Genomic DNA, 18,462 nt, shown 5'->3' with positions numbered 1-18,462 from the left:
TCTTTTTGGTAAATTGTATAAATGATGTTATTAAAGTAAAATATAGGTGTATAGGAAAGGCAGGTATGATTATGAGAAAAATTTATAAAAATGAAAATGGACAAGCGGTAGCTCCAAAAACAATTCATTTTGGTAAGGAAGCTTTTAAAAAGATTACAAATACGCAAATTCGCTGGTTAGGCGGTGCGGGAATTATGATCAATAGTCGTGGTACTAATATTATGATCGATCCAGTATTAGAAGGATTTGATATGCCTTTATTATATGAAAATCCAATTACTCCCGATGAAGTTGCTTCTTTAGATGCATATCTGGTTACTCATATTGATAATGACCATTTTAGTCGACCAACATGTAAAGATGTATTATCAGTATGTAAATCATATCATGCTCCTCATTATGTAGCTGGTGAAATGGTTAAAGAAGGAATACCAGGTATTGGACATGATATAAATGAAACTTTCAATGTTAATGATATTAAAATTACATTAACACCAGCTAGACATAATTGGCAAAACGGTTCATCAAAATATAATTTTAGAGAATGGAAAGAAGAAGATTATTGTGGTTTCTGGATGGAAACTAGCGATGGAATAATCTGGTTACCTGGTGATTCTAAATTATTAGAAGTTCATTTAAATATGCCTGATCCTGATGTGATCTTGTTTGATTTTGCTGATAATGATTGGCATATAACTTTAGATGGGGCAATTAAATTAGCTAACACATACCCTAATGCTGATTTAATTTGTATTCATTGGGGCAGTGTTGATGCACCATCAATGACGCCTTTTAATGGTAATCCTGAAGATTTGCTTGACCGTGTTGTTAATCCTGAACGTATCCAGGTATTAGCACCTGGAGAAATCTATCAAATGGAGAAATAATTATGAAATACGTTAAACTACAAAATACAGGATTAGAAGTATCGAAAATTTGTGTTGGCTGTATGAATTTAGGTGCTAAGGATAAATATCCATGGCATTTAGATAAGCAAGAAGGTATTGAATATATTAAACATGCACTAGATTCAGGAATTAACTTTTTTGATACTGCTAATGTTTATAGTCAAGGAGAGAGTGAAGAAATTTTAGGAGAAGCAATTAAACAATATGGTAATCGTGATGAGTTAGTAATTGCTACTAAAGTTTTTTATCCAGTTGATAATAGTTTAAATGGACGCGGACTTTCAAGAAAACATATTTTTCAAGCGGTTGAAGATTCTTTAAGAAGATTACAATTAGATTATATTGATTTGTATATCATTCATCGTTTTGATTATAATACGCCACTTGAAGAAACGATGGCAGCCTTAAATGATTTAGTAAGAATGGGTAAAGTAAGATATATCGGTGCAAGTGCAATGTATGCCTGGCAATTTCAAAAGGCTCAGTATATTGCAATGAAAAATGGCTGGGGTAAATTTGTATCTATGCAAAATCACTATAATTTATTATACCGGGAAGATGAAAGAGAACTCATACCATTATGCAAAGATATGAATATTCCATTAACACCATATTCACCTTTAGCTGGTGGTCGTTTAACTCGTGATTGGAATGGTGATACATTGCGTGATAAATACGATCAGACAGTTAAAGAAAAATATGATATGAGTAAAACAATTGATTATCCAATTGTTAAACGAGTCGGTGAAATTGCTGAAAGTAAACAAATTTCTAGGGCTCAAGTAGCTATGAGCTGGTTATTACAAAAAGATAATGTTGTTCCAATTGTTGGAGGTACTAAGGTAAAACATTTAGATGAAGCTATTAGTGCTTTAGATGTTACTTTAAGTGATGAAGAAATTGAATATTTAGAGGAATTATATCAGCCACATAATATTGTTGGTGCATTATAATAATATTTTTAAAGGATTTTTATTAAAGTAAAAATCCTTTTTTTAATAGGAAATTGCTAATTAAAATAAGATGGTTTATAATCAAAAGGAGGTGATTTTATGAATAAAGCATTTGTAAGTGATATTGATGGAACATTATTTTTTCATTATTTAAATCCGCCAATTAAAAAAAGTGATATTGATGCAATCAAAGAATTTCAAAATCAAGATAATTTATTTGGTTTATGTAGTGGTCGACCTTATTGTGGGGTTGTAAATTTGTTTGATAATCAGATTAAACCGGATTTTTATATTATTTCTAGTGGAGCATTGATATTAGATCAAAATAAAAAAATTATTTATGAACAATGCATTAATTATAAGTACATTCAAGAAATCTATAATAACTATTATCATCAGGCAATAGTTATTATTCAAACAGATAATCCTAATAATGTTTATAAATCACAAAAAGAAAATGATCTTGATGAAAATACAATAATTATTAAAAATATTGATGGATTAAAAGAACAAAAAATCTATGGAATTTCTTTGGTTTTTAAAGATGATGAAACAGCTCAAAAACATACTGATTTAATTAATAAAAAATATAGTAAGTTAAAAGGTTTTCAAAATACAAATTCAATTGATATTGTTATGAAAGAATGTTCAAAGGGGAATGCTTTAAAAATAGTAAAACAAAAATATCAAATTTCTAAAATAGCAGGAATTGGTGATTCTTATAATGATCTTACAATGCTTGAAAAAGCTGATATTTCATTTACATTTAAAAATTCACCTGTAAAATTAAAAGAACAAGTTGATTATCAAGTAGATAGTGTTAGTGAAGCAATCGAGATATTTTTAAAATAGATTTTAGATATTAAAGCAGTCATTCAATGACTGCTTTAAAAATATAATAATGTTATTTTTCATGAACTTTTTTACCTGAAATATGTTCAATTTCAATAACCACTAATTGAACTCTATCAATACTTTTTTGGATTTCTTGTTCAACTTCTTTAGTAGTAGGATAATATTTCATTGCTAAAGTTCTAACTTTTTCTTCGGTGATTTTACGGTCTTCTACTAATATAGCTCGGCCATAAACTACACAACTTGATACATGGTAGGCCCAATCACCCTCATCAAGATAACCATCATCCCAAGTTGTAAAGCAGACTTTATTACTAGCTTTAATAGAATCAATTTTGTGACCACTTTTAGCACTATGAAAATAAATTTTATTTTCATTTTCATCGTAATAAAAATTAATAGGGATCGTAAATGGATAACCATTGTCACCATTTACTGAAAAAGCAGCTCTTTTGTTATTTTTTAATAATATTTTTGCTTCTTCTACTGATATTTCACTTTTTGTTCTTCTTATTTTTCTAAACATAACTAATCCTTTCTATCATTTTATATTTTATTTGATGAATAAATTTATGGTTTAAAAATCATCTCAAATTCTTCACACACTACTTTCATATTATCACTAAACTTTAAATTTATTTCTTTTAAACAATTAGAAAAGAAGTCTTCATGGATTTTTTGCCAATACTCCAAGGATTTATCACCTTCACCTTCTTTATAGGCGTGTTCTTTGGTAATTTTATTAAAAGGAGTAACATAAACTTTTTTAGTCTGGATAATGCATACCGCTTCATTTTTGGAATTCAAAATAATATTGTATGAATCTTTTTTGGGTAAGGGTTCATTTTCTAATTCATATAAAAGATATAAAGAAGAGGTTGCAGTTTTTTTACCGTTAATGACCAGATTAGCAAGTAAATCAGCATCTCCACCAAAACTCCATGAGTCATATTCATTACTATTAATATTGTTTGTTGAGATAAATTTTTCCCAAAGTTCTTGTTCGTACATACCGTAACTCCTTTATAAATTAATATCAATCTGGTAGTTATCGTCAATTAAAATATAATTATAATTATATTTTTGACACATTTTAAGATAACGATTATTATCTTGAAGAATTGATTCAATGGTACAATAACTATCATCAAGACGTTTTTCGATTACATTAGCATATTTTTTAATATCGAAAAAATGATTTTTAATATAATTTTCACTCATTATAAGGCAATAATAGTGAATTTCATTCAAATATTTTTCTGAAAAACTTTTATTCCAATTAGGTGGAATATAACAGCCTTCAATAATAAGATTATGCTTATTTTCGATAGCTGTTTTTATCATCTTACAAACAATAGGCCATAAATAGTTTTGTAACTTATCATCATTTTCAGGGGTTAAAGTTGTATTTTTACTACGAATTAATCCCATTTTTAAAAGATCGATTGAAAAATAAGGAAATTTATATTTTTCAAGAAGTTTTTGTGCTAATAAAGTTTTACCAGTATGCGAAGCACCGGTAATTAAAATAATCATTATATCACCCACATCAATTCTTGTTTATTATATTCAATTATAGCAATATGCTTTAGATACTTCAATTAATTGATGATATTGTTGTAAAAAGATATGATACAATAATAGAAAATGACAAGGCGAGGTGACATATATAATGGAATTAAGAGTTTTAAAATATTTTATAGTTGTAGCTAATGAGTTAAACATTACAAGGGCAGCAAATATTTTACATATAACACAACCAACTTTAAGTAGACAAATCCATGATTTGGAAGATGAGTTAGGAGTAAAGCTGTTTGTTAGGAAAAATGGCGCAATTATACTAACTGAAGAAGGAATCTATTTAAAAAACAAAGCAATAGAAATAGTTGATCTAGCTAATCTTACTAAAATTAATATTTCTTCTAAGAAAAAAGAATTAGAAGGGGTTTTATCGATTGGAATTGCTGAATGTCAAGGAACTAGCGAGCTTTTGCCGCGGTATATTAAAATATTTAACGAAAGATATCCTAAAGTAAAAATAAATATTTATTCTAATATTGCTGATGATGTCAAAGAGAATATCGATAAAGGATTATTAGATGTAGCGATTGTTTTAGAGCCGGCAGATATTGGGAAATATGAAAGCTATCGATTACCGATTGTTGAAAAATGGGGATTAATTATGGCTAAAAATGATCCGTTAGCTAATGAACAATACGTAACAAAAGAACATCTATATAATAGTTCAATACTTTATCCCCAACGATTAGAAATCCAAATATTATTTGAAAACTGGATTGAAAAAGATATTGATAAAATTCATATTCAAGGATATTTTAATACTACTAGCAGTGTAAGTTTAATGATTGAAAATGGTTTAGGACGAGCGTTTTCTATAAGTGGTGCTGTTTCTAGTCAACATTCTAATTTGTGTTTTCGACCAGTTTATCCATATTTAAATACCTATTCTACTTTAATTTGGAAAAAGGGTGGAATGATGTCAAATGCACTAGTTGAATTTATTAATATTGTTCAACATTATAATTAAGTTATTTGATATCTTTTTTGGCTACCAAAATGCTTTTTAAGCATTTTAGTGAAGTATAAAATAGGCATTAGACATTTTGAGGGTATTGGATAAAATAATAAGTGAAGATAGATATGTAAGGGGAAGAATATGAAGAAAAAATTATTAAAAGGATCGATTTTATCAGCTTCACTTTTAGTAGCTTCAGGACCGGCGATTAATGCAAATATTCCACAAATTGCAGCAGCGTTTCCAGATATACCATTAGCTACTATTGAACTTTTATCAACAATACCATCGCTATTTTTGATGTTATCAGTATTAATGAGTTCATTTATTGCAAATAAATTAGGAATTAAACGAACTATAATGATTGGATTAGGATTAGTAATGGTGTGTGGATTTATGCCAGCGCTAATTAATAACTTTTATTTAATTGTTGTTTCTAGAGCTTTGTTAGGTTTTGGAATTGGATTGTTTAATTCATTGTTGGTAATATTAGCTAATTATTTTTATGAAGGTCATGAAAGAACAGCTTTTTATGGTTTACAAGCCTCATGTGAAGGAATTGGCGGAATGATTATTACGTTTATTGCAGGTCAGTTGATCAATATCAATTGGCAAGCACCATTTTATTCTTATTTGTTGGCAGTACCGGTTTTTTTCTTGTTTTTATTTTTTGTTCCTAAGATTGAAAACACGACAATTAATAAAAAAGAATCTCATAGAGAAAAACAACAATTAAAGAGTTATTTTCCATTAGTAAAATATGTCATTTTAGTTTTTATTATTGCAATTTTTTATATGACTATGGGAATTAAAACAACACCGATAATTATAGAAGGTGGTTATGGTGATGCTAGCGATAGTAGTTTAGTATTGCTCTTAGTTGGCTTTGGTTCAATGATATCTGGTTTTATCTTTGGTAAAGTCTATAAAGTATTAAAGAAAAATACTTTAATTATTGCTATATTATTGATTGCATTTTCGTTGTTTTTAATTGGTGTTGCTAATAATGTCATGATTAGTTATGTTGGTGGTTTTCTAATTGGTTTTGGCTTTAGATTGTTTTTGCCATATTTAGTTAATAGTGTAAATCGCTTAGATATTCCTAATAAAGGTTTAGCTACTTCTTTGATACTTGTTGGATATAATTTAGGTGTTGCTATAACACCTTATGTTAGTCTTTTATTACAACAATTACCATTCTTGGATAATTTAGTTTATCTTTTATATTTTGAAGCTTTTGTAATTGTAGTAATGGTAATTGTAATTATTTTTAGGAACATGTTAATAAAAAATAATTAATAGTGGAGGTATGTAAAATGATAAGAAGAAAAGAAGAACAACAAATAGTTAATATTGAAAAACCACAAAATGGTGAAGGTATTTTAACGCTAAAGAAAATCTTAAATGGACCAGAAGAGTTAGATCAAAAAGGACGGGCTTTTAATCATTGCTTTTTAAATCCAGGTAGTGGTTTAGGTTATCATCAGCATATTGGAACTACTGAAACTATGTATATTTTAAAAGGAACAGCCAAATATGTAGATGAAGATGGTAACGAAACAATTTTAAATCCTGGTGATGTTACTTTTACAGATGATGGTCAAGGTCATAGTATATATGCTACTGGTAATGAGCCACTAGAATTTATTGCTTTGGTATTGTTTAAAAATAGTTAATTTTATGTCAAAAACTATCATTATGATAGATTTTTTATTATAATTATAGTAACTTGTTACTAAAAAAAGAGAGGGATAGAATGGAAATAAATGATTTAATAAATAAATTTTCAGATACACCTGAAAAGCAATGTAAAGCTATTTTTAATACTCTTTTTATTGTTACTAATAAATTACAAACAACTTTTGATCAACATATTCCTGATATTACTTTAAAACAGTTTATGTTATTAACGCTTATTAAGCAATCTAGCCAGCCGCTAACATTAACCCAGTTAGGGGAATTATTAGGTTGTTCAAGGCAGAATGTAAAAAAACTAGCAACGATATTAGAGAAAAAAGGGTTTGTTAAAATTAAATCTAATCAATTTAAAACAAAGGGTGTTTTAATTGAACCGACGAAAAAAATGAAAGATTATTTTAATAATGATTTTGTTAAGTTTGAAGCAGAATTAAAGTATTTATTTGCAAATTATACTAAAGAAGAAATTAATCATTTATTCATTTTAATGATGAAGCTATATCCTGGTATTAATAATTTAAAAGAAAAAATAGCGAATGATAAGTGAGGTCTAAAATGAAAAAGATACTAATATTGTATAAATCTAAATATGGTGCAAGTAAACAATATGGAGAGTTATTAAAAAAAGAGCTCGATAGTACAATTATGAACATTAATGATTATCATCCTGGAGATGAAAAATCTTATGATGTAATAATTTTTGTAAGTGGTATATATGCTGGTAATATTACAATTGTAAAAGAAGTAAAAAAATATTTTGCTAATTTTAAAGATAAGAAGAAAATTATTTTTGCGGTTGGTTTAAGTAAAAAGGACTCAGCATTGCTTGAAGAAATAGAAAGACAAAATCTAAGTGGGGATTTAAATAATATTGATTTATTTTATGGACGGGGAAATTATGATGAAAGCAAATTAAGTTTTGTTGATCGGACATTATGTAAAATAATGAAAAAAGTCCTTAAAAATAAAGATCGTGATTCTTTAGAACCTACTATGAAGGCTTTATTAGAAATTGAAGGACAAAAAGTTAATTATGTAGATAATCATTATTTAATACCTTTGCTTGAATTAATTAAAAGTATAGTTTAAAGTGGATGTTTATAGTTACTATGCAATTTTATTATACTATGATGTAATATTGATATTGTACTTTTATTTGATTGCTAACTATAATTATTGATGTAAAGTTGATAGTGGTTTAAAGATATTTTAACTGCTAGAAGAAAGAAGGTAATGATTATGAGTAAAAATATTTTATTTGTTAATGCTAGTCCTAATAAAAACGGTAATACTGCTAGAATGGTAAAAAAGTTATTAAAAGATCAACCATATAAACAACTGGATTTAGTTAATTATAAATTATATGCATTAGGTCAAGATTTTCCTGATGATCAATTTGCAGAAATTTATCAAGAAATGTGTAAAGCTGATGTACTTGTAATGGGAACACCTGTTTACTGGTATTCAATGGCAGCGCCTTTAAGAGCATTGTTAGATCGTTTATATTCAATTGTCGATAATAATGATTTAGGCGGTAAGGATTTATATTTTGTAATTCAAGGGGCCGCACCTTCTAAAGAAACTTTATCATTGTGTAATTATACAATGGAAAGATTTTGTACTTTATATCATATGAATTATAAAGGAATGACATCAAATTAATTTTTAATATAATTATTTCAGGTAAAAATAAAAACATTTACCCCGTATGATAACACGCAATATATTTATTTAAATTACCTGATATAATTATACAATTTCTTAGTAATAAGAAATGATCGAGATTATTGATAAAACAATTATCAGTAATCTTTTTTTATTTAAAATATATGATATAATATAAATAAGAAAAATAATTCATTGGTAAATGAGGTGTTTATGATGGTTATATTGGAAGTGGAGTTGAAATAAAACTATATTATAATAATGATTTTGTAAAGGTGATGAAGATGAAAACAGTATTTAAATGTCAATATGGAAACGAACATAATAGTATTAATCCATTTGATTTACATGCATTAGCAAATTTTAAGCTTGAAATTTTGGACGATAGAATTATTTTAAAATCTGCTAATAAGCAAAAATTAAGACAACGAGAATTTAAATTTGTGGATATTGATAAACTTGTACTATCACTTGCAATTGGTAATTATACACCAGCATATGCAGTTAGTAAGACAATAAAATATTTATATGATTTAAATATTTATACTATGAATAATAAATGGACTTTAGAGTTTAGAAGTCAAAGTGAAGTTTTGAGTTGTATAGAAAAGCTAAAAGAAAAGGATTTAAGAATTGATGATCCAGCAGGTGTTTATAATATTATTTCAACAATGGATCGTTTAGAGGTTGAAAAATATTTTATTAGACATTCTAAGCAATTAGAAGCAAAATGTAATATTGATAGTATTCGGTCATTTGAAGATTATATTGATGATTAAAAAAGTATGACTTGAATGGCCATACTTTGTTTTTATTCTATATTAAATGTTTTTTTATAATTTGCTAGAGCACCAATTAAGTTGGAATCATTAAAATAAGCACATGGAACAATTTGAACTCTAGGAATTGGAATTGGCATTTTTTCATAGATTTCATCTAATGACTTTTGAATATATTCATGTAAAATAGGTTGTTGGCTAATTCCGCCACCAATTGCGATTTTTTCGGGATCGACAGCAGCTTGAATATTAAATAATCCCATAGCTAAAGTACCACAAAATTCTTTTAAAGCAGCCAAAGCTTTTTTATTACCTTGGTTACAGTATTCAAAAGCTTCTGGACCTTCAATGCCTTCTTTTCCAACCGCTTGGCCAATCATTTTTACAAGTCTTAAAGCGCTTGAATCAGAACCCCATTTACCATCAAAGCCATTTATTTTTGTCCAATCATCAGATAGATAGCTAAATTCGCCAGCAAATCCATGAGTACCAGTAAATACTTTATCACCAATTGTAATACCACCACCGATACCACTTCCAATTATACATACAGCACCAACATCACAGCCTTTTAAACTACCGTATGTTACTTCACAAAGAGCAGCACATTTAGCGTCGTTTTCAATTGTAAATTTATTAGTAGTTACTGATTGTAGTTCTTCTAAAATATAAGCATCTTGATTATAAAGTAAAGCACCAGGAACTTGCATCTTTCTAGTTTGTTTATTAATTAAACCAGGTAATGACATTGCAATACCATCAACTTGATCTTTGTATTGGTCATATAAGTCTTTAATAGCAGTTTTGAAACTTTCTAAACTATCTTTTGGAGTAGGAACTTTTCCTTTTTCGAGCATCTTTAATTCATCATTCATCAAGGCATATTTAATAGCACTTCCACCGACATCTAAAACTAAGTATTTCATATGATCCTCCTATCTTTTTAAAATCATGATTTATTCTTATTGTTATTTTATTAAATTATCAAACGATAGTAAAGAATTTATTAAATATGTTACTTCAATAACTATTCGTTATTAAAGAATCTAAAAATAATATATTCCTATATTTTAAGTTACACTTTTTTGTATTTGGTGTTATAATAACTTCGGTAAAAAAAGGAAGCGATATAAAAATGGATAAAAAAGATAAGTTTGAAGTAAAGACTCATTTTTTGATGGCTATTTGTGGTGGCTTTTTAGGTGGCTATGCGATTTTTAGTCGAATGGCTGTTTTTGGTTCGGCTCAAACAGCAAATTTGATTGAATTGGTACATAGTATTTTAGGAAACGATATTTTAGAAATGTGCTTACGATTAGGGGCTTTGTTGATTTATGTAGGAGCAATTATTATTGCGGTGTATTTAGAAAAACGGTCAAAAATAAATCTTAAATATTTATGCATTGCTTTAGAACTGCTAGCAGTTTTGATTGTTGGTATGATACCAGCGACAGTTGACCCGTTACTTTCTTTATATCCCATCTTTTTTGTAACAGCATTTCAGTGGTGTGTATTTAAAGGAGCGTTAGGTTATTTTAGTTCAACTATTTTTTCAACAAATAATGTTAAACAAACGGTAGTTTCTTTGATGGAATATTTATTATTAGATGATTTGGAGGAAAAACAAGAAAAATTAAAAAAAGCACAATTCTTTGGTGGCACATTATTAAGTTTCCATATTGGTGTTGCACTTTCTTGCTTTGCATGTAGAATATACTCTATTCATGGTATTTGGTTAGCTATTATTATTTTATTAGTAAATTTAAGTTATATTGTTTATGCATATAATTCAAAAGAAGAATATATATTAAAAGAATATAATGTTTAGATAAAATATTGTGATTAATTTAAAATAAAATAATCACAATATTTTTTTTAATAAAAAAATCAGTAATAATTATCGGTTAAGATTAGTAAATTTTACTATATTTTATATGATAAAAAATTAATAATTAACAAAAAAATATTTATTAAAATTAAAAAAACATTCATTAAAAGGTGTTTTTTTTAATAAAAAGAAAAATATTGATTGTAAACGGTTGCAATTTTTTACTAAAAAGAATATAATCTCTTTAGTAAAAAGTTTAGTAAATAATTCCAGATATTTACTTTACGAGAAAGGAGAAAAAAATGAAGAAAACAAAAAAGGTTCTTATCGCCAGTGCACTAGTTCTAAGTACGTTTGCGGCAGCAAAACAAACCTGGCAAGTTAATGCGGCACCGACTGATTTAGTTGTTAATGGTAATTTTGAAGAACTACAAACAAGCAGTATTTTAACGTACTCAGGTACTCCATCTGATATGGAATACAGCAACTGGTATTCTGAAGGAGGTGGAGTTGTAAGCTACGTTGGAAATAACGAAAGTGAACGTTCAGGAATGCTTCCAGCTAATAAACAAAACGTTTGGCTGGCACAAGTAGTTAAAGTTAAAAAGAATACAGATTACGTATTTTCAGCTTATGTAAGAACATCTTTAGCTGGAGGAAGTGGTATCTTACAAGTATTAGATGCTAATACTAATAAGATTGAAGGAATTGACGAAGTATGGACGGGCGGAACTGAATGGAAACATGGGACAGTTTCATTTAATTCAGGTAATCATGAAGAAATTGTAATTAGGGTTCTTAAATGGACTGATGAAAAAGATACAGTTAGTGATATTTATAAATCTGAAGTTTATGTAGATGATGCTAAGTTATTTACTAAAGCTGATTATGAAGAATATCAAGCAAAACAAGAAACGAAAACAAAATTGACAAACTATATTAAAAATAGTGATTTGATCAATGTTCAATCATCTGATATTTTGAAAAATAATGGTGATACATATAGTTATGAATCAGGGAAATTCTATTATAACGGAGATGTACCAGCAGTAATAGGTGAAGGGTATGGTGAAAATGCCTATGGTTTGGTACTTCCGGAAAATGTAGAATATAATTCTTTGAAAGCTCTAATCAGTGGATTAAAGCAAAATACTGATTATGTATTTAAAGTCTATTTGAAACATGGTTCAGACAATACCGGAACTGTTACAAGTATTAATGCATTAGATGGTACTAGCTTATTTAAAGCTGATGACAATATTGGGTATTCTGGAGGGGTAACTTGGAAAGAATACACATATCCATTTAATTCAGGATCATTTGAAAAAGCTTATGTTGATATTTATAAATATTATGGAAATAGTACTGCTAGTATAAGTGATATGCGTGTTTATGAAAAAGCAGAATATGATAAATATTTAGAAGAAATCAAAGAAGAAGAACAAGAAGCACAAGATAAACTTTATACTGAAGTATGGCGTGATGAATTCGATACATTAGATATGAACAGCTGGTCTTATCAGTTAGGACATAAACGTGGAATTGAACCACAAGAGTATGTTGACAGTTCTGAAAATGTATTTGTTGAAGATGGTAAATTAATTTTACGGGCAACAAAAAAACATGAATATACTATTCATTATAATGCTGATGGTAGCGATATCGTAAAAAAATACGATTCTGGAAGTATTGCTACTTTTGGTAAAAGAGAATTTTTATATGGGAAAATTGAAATGAGAGCAAAATTACCTAAAGGAGCTGGAGCGTTCCCTGCATTTTGGACGTTAGGTAATGACTTTACATTAGATGGTTTAGTTGCTAGTGATCAAGGTGTTGGATGGCCAATGTGTGGTGAAATTGACATCATGGAATTAATTGGTGAAAACCCTGATATGCCAGGTACTAGTGACAGAACAGTTCATGGTACGATTCATAATGGTTTAACTGAAGATGGTGATAAAGCACAAACAAATACATATACATTGCCAAATGACGAAACATTTAATAATGATTTCCATACGTTTAGTATTGTATGGAATCCAGATACAATTCAATGGTATGTAGATGACAATTTATATTCTACAGTTTATATTACTGATTTGGATTACTTCCAAAAACCACATTATCTATTACTTAACTTAGCAGCTGGTGGGGCATGGCCAGGATTCCCTAATGATCAAACGCAATTCCCAATGGATTTTGAAATTGATTACATCAGCTATAGTCAAACTAAAGAACAAAAAGCTGCTGCTGATAAATACTATGCAACTTGTCCAACTATCAGCGGTGTTAAAGATATTACTATTAGCAGTGAAGATGAATTACAAAGCTTATTAAGTAATGTATCAGCTAAAGACTACAATGGTAATGATTTAGAAGTATATTGTTCTGTAAATAATGGAACAAAATTAATGTGGAATGGAAAAACTAGAACAAGTGAAATAGATTTTTCTAAAGAAGGAACATATGAAATTGTTTATTCAACAGTAGGAGAATCTAATATTTATACAAGAGAAATTGCAACTCTGCATGTTAAATAAGGAAAGAGAAGGTTCAAAATATGAAGAAAAGAAAAGTAATGAAAGGAGTCTTGGCAGCAGCGCTAGCGACAACACTGGTAAGTCAATTTGCTTATACAGCAGTTAACGCAAATATGTTAGATGACTCTGATTTAGAAAATAAAAATGTAGTAGAACCTGAAGCATGGGGTGCAGTACCAAATGAAGCACAACTTCAATATCATGAAGAAGAATTAGCAGCGTTTGTGCACTTTGGAATGAATACTTTTACAGATAAAGAATGGGGTGATGGTCAAGAAGATCCATTATCATTCAACCCTACAGGTGATATTGCTACATATGCTGATTCATATGTTGAAGCATTAAAAAATGCTGGTTTTAAAAGATTGATTGTAACTGCAAAGCATCACGATGGATTCTGTATCTGGCCAAGTGCATATACTGAACATGATATTGAAAATTCTCCATATAAAGATGGTAAAGGTGATGTATTAGCAGAAATTTCTGCAGCATGTACAAAACATAATATGGATATGGGATTATATTTATCACCATGGGATGTTAATGCTGAAAGTTATGGATATTATGATGAAAATGGTAATTCTTTATTAGATGAAAGTGGTAATCCAATCAATGGCATGACAATGGATGAAGTTAAAGAGAAAGATGCTTTAGATTATAATGATTACTATGTTAACCAAATTACAGAAATCGTAACTAATCCAATTTATGGAAATAATGGTCGATTTGTAGAATGGTGGATGGACGGTGCCAAAGGTGAAGGTGGCGACGCTCAAGAATACGATATGGATCGTATCTTATCTACAATCAAAGAAAATGAACCTGGTGTTTTAATCTTTGGTGGTGGAACTGATGGTGGTATTCACTGGATTGGAAATGAAAAGGGTCAAGCAAGTGAAGAAACTTGGGCTAAAGTAGATTCTGAAAAAGGTGATGGATATAGTGAAGCTGATGGATTTACTTATGGTATTCCTGATGGTGATCATTGGTCTGTACCTGAAAGTGATGTTAGTATTACTGCCGGGTGGTTCTATCATGATGGTGATAATCCAAAATCAATGAGCCAGCTTTCAAAAATTTATTTTGATACAATCGGTAATGGATCACCATTATTATTAAACTTCCCTCCAAATAAAACTGGAGATTTAGATGGAACTATTTATTCTAGATTAAATGAATTTAAAAATGCAATTGCTGAAACATTTGATACTAATTTAGTAACTGGTGCAAGTGCTAGTGCTAGCAGTGTTTATGAAAATGCATTGCAATATTCACCAACTAAAGTTATTGATGGTGATGATGAAACTTACTGGACAACAGAAAAAGGTACTAATACAGGTGTAATTGAAATTCAATTTGATGAAGCAAAACAATTTGATGTGGTTTCAATTGAAGAATATATTACTAAAGGTCAAAGAATTAGTGAATTTAACGTTGAATACCAAAGAGAAAACGGTGAATGGGCTGTCTTTGGCGATGGAAAAACAATTGGTGCTAAAAAATTATTAAGAAGCGATCCTGTAACAGCAACGGCAATCAGAATTAACATTACTGGTTCGCAAGCAGAACCAATGATTAGTGAAGTCGGTGTTTATGAGGCGGCAGATGATTTTAAAGCAACTCAACCATTACCAGCAGCTTATACTAAATTTGTTCCTGGTGATGAAGGATTATCTTTAAATAAAGGATCATGGGATGATGATGGTAAAGGTAATACTGGATGGCATGAACAAGCAGATGGAAGTTATACAACAACTGATGGATGGGCAAATATTAAATATACTTTTGAAGGAACATACTTTGCGCTGGTAGGAACAAAAGGTCCTAACTATGGAGCATTTGATATTTATATTGATGGAAAGTATATAAGTTCAGCAAGTTGTTCAGCTGCTAGTGAAACACCTAATCAAATTTTATATGAATCACCAACTTTATCAAATGGTGAACATTCAATTCAGTTAACAACAGGAACTAATCGTGGAAAAGTTAACTTTGCTTATGGATATTACTTAGGTGTAAATGAAAACGGTTTATTTGAAATTGAAGCAGATTCTTATCAGGTAAATGAAGGAGATGCTGTTAAAGTTAAAATCAAACGTAATGGTGGTTCTACAGGTGAAGTAACTGTTAATGTAACTACACCTCCAGGAACTGCGGTTCAAGGACAATATTACGAAAATATTACTAATGAAACCATTACTTTTAAAGATGGTGAAAAAACTAAATATATTACTGTTCAGACAATCGATAATTTATCAGTTACTGGAAATAAAGACTTCTATGTAGAAATCTTTACGCCAACTGGTGGTGCTGAATTAGGTATGAAGAGTACAGCTCGTGTAGTAATTATTGAAGATGATGTTCGTATTGCAGATGCAGTTGAACAGACTTCAAATATCAGTGAGTCATGGTATAAAGCTGAAAATTGGGCTGAATTTGATGCGGCTTACTTGAATGCAAAAGCAGCAGTGGATAATCCTGATTTAAGTGATGATGATAAGATGAGACTTTCTAATGCATTATTAGAAGCATATGGAAATTTACAAACAATTTCTCAATATACTGTAAGAAATGCAATGATCATGCCTGATGAATTTGATGAAGAAAAATTATTAGAAGCTGAATTAGGGGTACTTGATTCATCACATGACAATATTGTTAAAGATGAATATTTAAAAATGGTTAATGGAAATGATTACAGTAATGGAAGAATGATTGACAAAATCAAAGAAGGTAACACAATTACTGTCCCATTAAATACTACTCATGCAGGTACTTATAGTTTCGACTTTGATTATAAAGCAACTGCTGATATGACATTATCAATTAGTGGTGAAGGTATTCAAAGTCAAACAGTTGAGTTAAAAGCGGCTGATGCACAAATGAGCACTAAATCTATTGATGTTATCGTAGATAATCCGGGAATTACTAATTTAGTGATTACGGCAACTGGTGAAGGTATGGTAGCTCTAGATGGTGCTAAAGTTACATTGAAAAACGTTGATGAAGGTGATGTAACAGCTATTGAAATTGTTTCAAAACCATCAAAAACTGTCTATACTGTTGGTGATGAACTTGACTTAACAGGTATGCAAGTTGTTGCAAAATTAAAAGACGGTACTACAATGGATGTAACTAATCGAGTAACAGTAACTGGATTTGATTCTTCTAGTGAAGGTACTAAAACAGTTACCGTACATTACGGAACTGAATTCTCTGCTACATTTGAAATTATTGTTAAAGGTAAAGTTGATAATGTAACAGATGGAGATGATAATAATTCAACTCAAGATCCAAGTGTATCAGAAAAACCAGGTGCTAATAATGGTCAAAATGCTAATGCTACAGATACTGGAGATCAACAAACAATGGCAATATTTGCTTTAGGAATTATTATTTCAGGAGCTGTTTACATTGTTGTTAAAAGAAAAAAAGAATATGATCATAATTAATACACAAGATTAATATACAAAAAGAATGGCCTTATTGGTCATTCTTTTTTTGAAATTTAACTATTTTATAAATGTGTTATAATAAAGATAAAGTATTATCATAGAAAGGGGATCCTTATGAAACAAGAAACTTTAGATTTTGTAGTAGAAAAAACTAATGAATTAATTAATAGTGCAACATGTTGTGGTGAATTAAAAGAAGTTGCCAATACCTGGTTAAAAGCGCTTGGAACTGCTCAAGAAAAAAAGCAGACTGAAATTTATCTTGCTAAATTACAAGAAGACATTATGCCTATTGATGGATTGATTACTTTTGCTGAAAGTGAAGCTGGAAAACAAGTGTTTGGGGAAGAAAAGGCTAAAGAGGTTGCAGTACATGGAAAGGAAATTAAAGCAGCCGGTGCCAAGTATTGTGATTGTCCAGCTTGTAAAGCGTGTGAATTGATTTTAGAAAGTAAAGAAGAAATGTTAATGGATTAGAAGTTTTAAACTTCTAATTCTTTATTTTTTGATTTTCTTGTATAATTAGTAAAACAATTATATTATTGAGGGTAGAATAATGGATAAATATTTACTTTTAGAACAATTGTTTGAACAACATGAAGATATTGAAAATGCTAGAAAAATGGCTAAATACATGCGAAATTTATTTAAATTTTATGGCATAGCTACACCTAAAAGAAAAGGAATTTATAGAGATATTTTAAAACAAGAAAAAGCAAATAAAAAAATTGATTGGCAGTTTTTAGATTACTGTTATCAAGATGAACATCGTGAATTTCAATATTTTGTTTGTGATTATTTATCAACGATGAAAAAATTTTTAAAATATGAAGATATGAATAAAATGAAAGAATATATTCAAAGTAAAGAATGGTGGGATACAATTGATTGTTTTGATCGAATTATCGGTGATATTGGATTGAAAGATACAAGAGTTGCTATATTGATGCTAAAATGGTCACAAGATGATGATTTTTGGCTTAGGAGAATTGCAATTGACCATCAATTATTAAGAAAAGATCAAACTGATCAGCATTTACTAGAAAAGATAATTGTAAATAATCTAAATAGTGATGAGTTTTTTATTAATAAGGCAATTGGCTGGAGTTTAAGAGATTATTCAAAAACTGATCCAGAATGGGTACGAAATTTTATTGAAAAATATCGAGATAAAATGAGCTCTTTAAGTATTAAAGAAGCTAGTAAATATCTCTAAATTAATAAAATAATAACTAAGGGGGTGTT

Annotated in this window: 19 protein-coding genes; 15 read left to right on the top strand and 4 right to left on the bottom strand. The window is 29.1% G+C overall.

All coding sequences use genetic code 11. The features are described 5' to 3' along the window. The first annotated feature begins 71 nt into the window (after nt 1–71). The 3 genes from B5E92_RS05215 (at nt 72) to B5E92_RS05205 (ending at nt 2,713) form a co-directional block, all read left to right on the top strand. Nucleotides 72–887, top strand: a complete 816-nt coding sequence (locus B5E92_RS05215; protein WP_087371744.1) for an MBL fold metallo-hydrolase — start codon at nt 72–74, stop codon at nt 885–887. A 2-nt stretch (nt 888–889) separates the two neighbouring features. Next, entirely contained in the window at nt 890–1,861 is a 972-nt protein-coding gene (locus B5E92_RS05210) for an aldo/keto reductase (RefSeq protein WP_087299883.1), read from the top strand. Nucleotides 1,862–1,960: 99 nt separating this feature from the next. Further along, a complete protein-coding gene (locus tag B5E92_RS05205) occupies nt 1,961–2,713 on the top strand; it encodes an HAD-IIB family hydrolase (protein ID WP_087299881.1) in 753 nt (250 codons plus the stop codon). A 52-nt stretch (nt 2,714–2,765) separates the two neighbouring features. On the opposite strand, the gene B5E92_RS05200 is transcribed toward B5E92_RS05205, so the two are convergent. From B5E92_RS05200 to B5E92_RS05190, 3 genes are read right to left on the bottom strand one after another with little or no spacing between them, the layout of a single operon-like run. Then, complete coding sequence (locus B5E92_RS05200) at nt 2,766–3,242, bottom strand: pyridoxamine 5'-phosphate oxidase family protein (protein WP_087299879.1); 477 nt, start codon at nt 3,240–3,242, stop codon at nt 2,766–2,768. Nucleotides 3,243–3,286: 44 nt separating this feature from the next. After that, nucleotides 3,287–3,727 (bottom strand): ASCH domain-containing protein, encoded by a 441-nt coding sequence (locus B5E92_RS05195; RefSeq protein ID WP_087299877.1) that lies wholly within the window; start codon nt 3,725–3,727, stop codon nt 3,287–3,289. 12 nt (nt 3,728–3,739) lie between these two features. Continuing rightward, complete coding sequence (locus tag B5E92_RS05190) at nt 3,740–4,252, bottom strand: adenylate kinase (RefSeq protein WP_087299875.1); 513 nt, start codon at nt 4,250–4,252, stop codon at nt 3,740–3,742. A gap of 136 nt (nt 4,253–4,388) precedes the next feature. On the opposite strand from B5E92_RS05190, the gene B5E92_RS05185 reads away from it, so the two are divergent. The 7 genes from B5E92_RS05185 (at nt 4,389) to B5E92_RS05155 (ending at nt 9,394) form a co-directional block, all read left to right on the top strand. Continuing rightward, the gene (locus tag B5E92_RS05185; RefSeq protein WP_087299873.1) at nt 4,389–5,264 is read left to right on the top strand and encodes a LysR family transcriptional regulator; all 876 of its coding nucleotides are present in this window, start codon (nt 4,389–4,391) and stop codon (nt 5,262–5,264) included. 129 nt (nt 5,265–5,393) lie between these two features. Beyond that, nucleotides 5,394–6,551, top strand: a complete 1,158-nt coding sequence (locus tag B5E92_RS05180) for an MFS transporter (protein ID WP_087299871.1) — start codon at nt 5,394–5,396, stop codon at nt 6,549–6,551. A gap of 17 nt (nt 6,552–6,568) precedes the next feature. Further along, on the top strand, nt 6,569–6,928 hold the full coding sequence (locus B5E92_RS05175; RefSeq protein WP_087299869.1) for a cupin domain-containing protein: 360 nt from the start codon (nt 6,569–6,571) through the stop codon (nt 6,926–6,928). 80 nt (nt 6,929–7,008) lie between these two features. Further along, a complete protein-coding gene (locus tag B5E92_RS05170; protein ID WP_087299867.1) occupies nt 7,009–7,497 on the top strand; it encodes a MarR family transcriptional regulator in 489 nt (162 codons plus the stop codon). Nucleotides 7,498–7,505: 8 nt separating this feature from the next. Beyond that, the gene (locus tag B5E92_RS05165) at nt 7,506–8,039 is read left to right on the top strand and encodes a flavodoxin domain-containing protein (RefSeq protein ID WP_087299865.1); all 534 of its coding nucleotides are present in this window, start codon (nt 7,506–7,508) and stop codon (nt 8,037–8,039) included. Between the two features lie 150 nt (nt 8,040–8,189). Then, a complete protein-coding gene (locus B5E92_RS05160) occupies nt 8,190–8,612 on the top strand; it encodes a flavodoxin family protein (protein ID WP_087299863.1) in 423 nt (140 codons plus the stop codon). 287 nt (nt 8,613–8,899) lie between these two features. Beyond that, the gene (locus B5E92_RS05155) at nt 8,900–9,394 is read left to right on the top strand and encodes a hypothetical protein (protein ID WP_087299861.1); all 495 of its coding nucleotides are present in this window, start codon (nt 8,900–8,902) and stop codon (nt 9,392–9,394) included. Nucleotides 9,395–9,426: 32 nt separating this feature from the next. Here the strand turns inward: B5E92_RS05155 and B5E92_RS05150 are convergent, their stop codons facing one another. Further along, nucleotides 9,427–10,320, bottom strand: coding sequence for an ROK family protein (locus tag B5E92_RS05150; protein ID WP_087299859.1), 894 nt, complete (start codon nt 10,318–10,320; stop codon nt 9,427–9,429). Between the two features lie 209 nt (nt 10,321–10,529). Between B5E92_RS05150 and B5E92_RS05145 the strand changes: the two genes are divergently transcribed. From B5E92_RS05145 to B5E92_RS05125, 5 genes are all read left to right on the top strand, one after another. Further along, on the top strand, nt 10,530–11,222 hold the full coding sequence (locus B5E92_RS05145) for a YoaK family protein (protein WP_087299857.1): 693 nt from the start codon (nt 10,530–10,532) through the stop codon (nt 11,220–11,222). A gap of 302 nt (nt 11,223–11,524) precedes the next feature. Continuing rightward, a complete protein-coding gene (locus B5E92_RS05140; RefSeq protein WP_087299855.1) occupies nt 11,525–13,762 on the top strand; it encodes a family 16 glycosylhydrolase in 2,238 nt (745 codons plus the stop codon). A gap of 20 nt (nt 13,763–13,782) precedes the next feature. After that, complete coding sequence (locus tag B5E92_RS05135) at nt 13,783–17,214, top strand: alpha-L-fucosidase (RefSeq protein ID WP_087299853.1); 3,432 nt, start codon at nt 13,783–13,785, stop codon at nt 17,212–17,214. 117 nt (nt 17,215–17,331) lie between these two features. Next, nucleotides 17,332–17,694: a molecular chaperone Hsp90 gene (locus B5E92_RS05130; RefSeq protein ID WP_087299851.1), complete on the top strand. Its 363-nt coding sequence runs from the start codon at nt 17,332–17,334 to the stop codon at nt 17,692–17,694. A 79-nt stretch (nt 17,695–17,773) separates the two neighbouring features. Further along, a complete protein-coding gene (locus B5E92_RS05125) occupies nt 17,774–18,433 on the top strand; it encodes a DNA alkylation repair protein (RefSeq protein WP_087299849.1) in 660 nt (219 codons plus the stop codon). Nucleotides 18,434–18,462 lie beyond the last annotated feature (29 nt).

This window comes from Erysipelatoclostridium sp. An15 (assembly GCF_002160675.1).
Taxonomy (GTDB): domain Bacteria; phylum Bacillota_I; class Bacilli_A; order Erysipelotrichales; family Coprobacillaceae; genus Thomasclavelia; species Thomasclavelia merdavium.
This window is presented reverse-complemented; position numbering and strand designations above follow the sequence as displayed.

Bases quoted from the DNA above. Each gene is read 5' to 3' on its own strand.
- B5E92_RS05130 (WP_087299851.1), top strand. From the start codon at position 17,332: ATGAAACAAGAAACTTTAGATTTTGTAGTAGAAAAAACTAATGAATTA.
- B5E92_RS05210 (WP_087299883.1), top strand. From the start codon at position 890: ATGAAATACGTTAAACTACAAAATACAGGATTAGAAGTATCGAAAATT.
- B5E92_RS05215 (WP_087371744.1), top strand. From the start codon at position 72: ATGAGAAAAATTTATAAAAATGAAAATGGACAAGCGGTAGCTCCAAAA.
- B5E92_RS05205 (WP_087299881.1), top strand. From the start codon at position 1,961: ATGAATAAAGCATTTGTAAGTGATATTGATGGAACATTATTTTTTCAT.
- B5E92_RS05170 (WP_087299867.1), top strand. From the start codon at position 7,009: ATGGAAATAAATGATTTAATAAATAAATTTTCAGATACACCTGAAAAG.
- B5E92_RS05190 (WP_087299875.1), bottom strand. From the start codon at position 4,252: ATGATTATTTTAATTACCGGTGCTTCGCATACTGGTAAAACTTTATTA.
- B5E92_RS05125 (WP_087299849.1), top strand. From the start codon at position 17,774: ATGGATAAATATTTACTTTTAGAACAATTGTTTGAACAACATGAAGAT.
- B5E92_RS05185 (WP_087299873.1), top strand. From the start codon at position 4,389: ATGGAATTAAGAGTTTTAAAATATTTTATAGTTGTAGCTAATGAGTTA.
- B5E92_RS05135 (WP_087299853.1), top strand. From the start codon at position 13,783: ATGAAGAAAAGAAAAGTAATGAAAGGAGTCTTGGCAGCAGCGCTAGCG.
- B5E92_RS05145 (WP_087299857.1), top strand. From the start codon at position 10,530: ATGGATAAAAAAGATAAGTTTGAAGTAAAGACTCATTTTTTGATGGCT.
- B5E92_RS05195 (WP_087299877.1), bottom strand. From the start codon at position 3,727: ATGTACGAACAAGAACTTTGGGAAAAATTTATCTCAACAAACAATATT.
- B5E92_RS05200 (WP_087299879.1), bottom strand. From the start codon at position 3,242: ATGTTTAGAAAAATAAGAAGAACAAAAAGTGAAATATCAGTAGAAGAA.
- B5E92_RS05180 (WP_087299871.1), top strand. From the start codon at position 5,394: ATGAAGAAAAAATTATTAAAAGGATCGATTTTATCAGCTTCACTTTTA.
- B5E92_RS05150 (WP_087299859.1), bottom strand. From the start codon at position 10,320: ATGAAATACTTAGTTTTAGATGTCGGTGGAAGTGCTATTAAATATGCC.
- B5E92_RS05140 (WP_087299855.1), top strand. From the start codon at position 11,525: ATGAAGAAAACAAAAAAGGTTCTTATCGCCAGTGCACTAGTTCTAAGT.
- B5E92_RS05175 (WP_087299869.1), top strand. From the start codon at position 6,569: ATGATAAGAAGAAAAGAAGAACAACAAATAGTTAATATTGAAAAACCA.
- B5E92_RS05160 (WP_087299863.1), top strand. From the start codon at position 8,190: ATGAGTAAAAATATTTTATTTGTTAATGCTAGTCCTAATAAAAACGGT.
- B5E92_RS05165 (WP_087299865.1), top strand. From the start codon at position 7,506: ATGAAAAAGATACTAATATTGTATAAATCTAAATATGGTGCAAGTAAA.
- B5E92_RS05155 (WP_087299861.1), top strand. From the start codon at position 8,900: ATGAAAACAGTATTTAAATGTCAATATGGAAACGAACATAATAGTATT.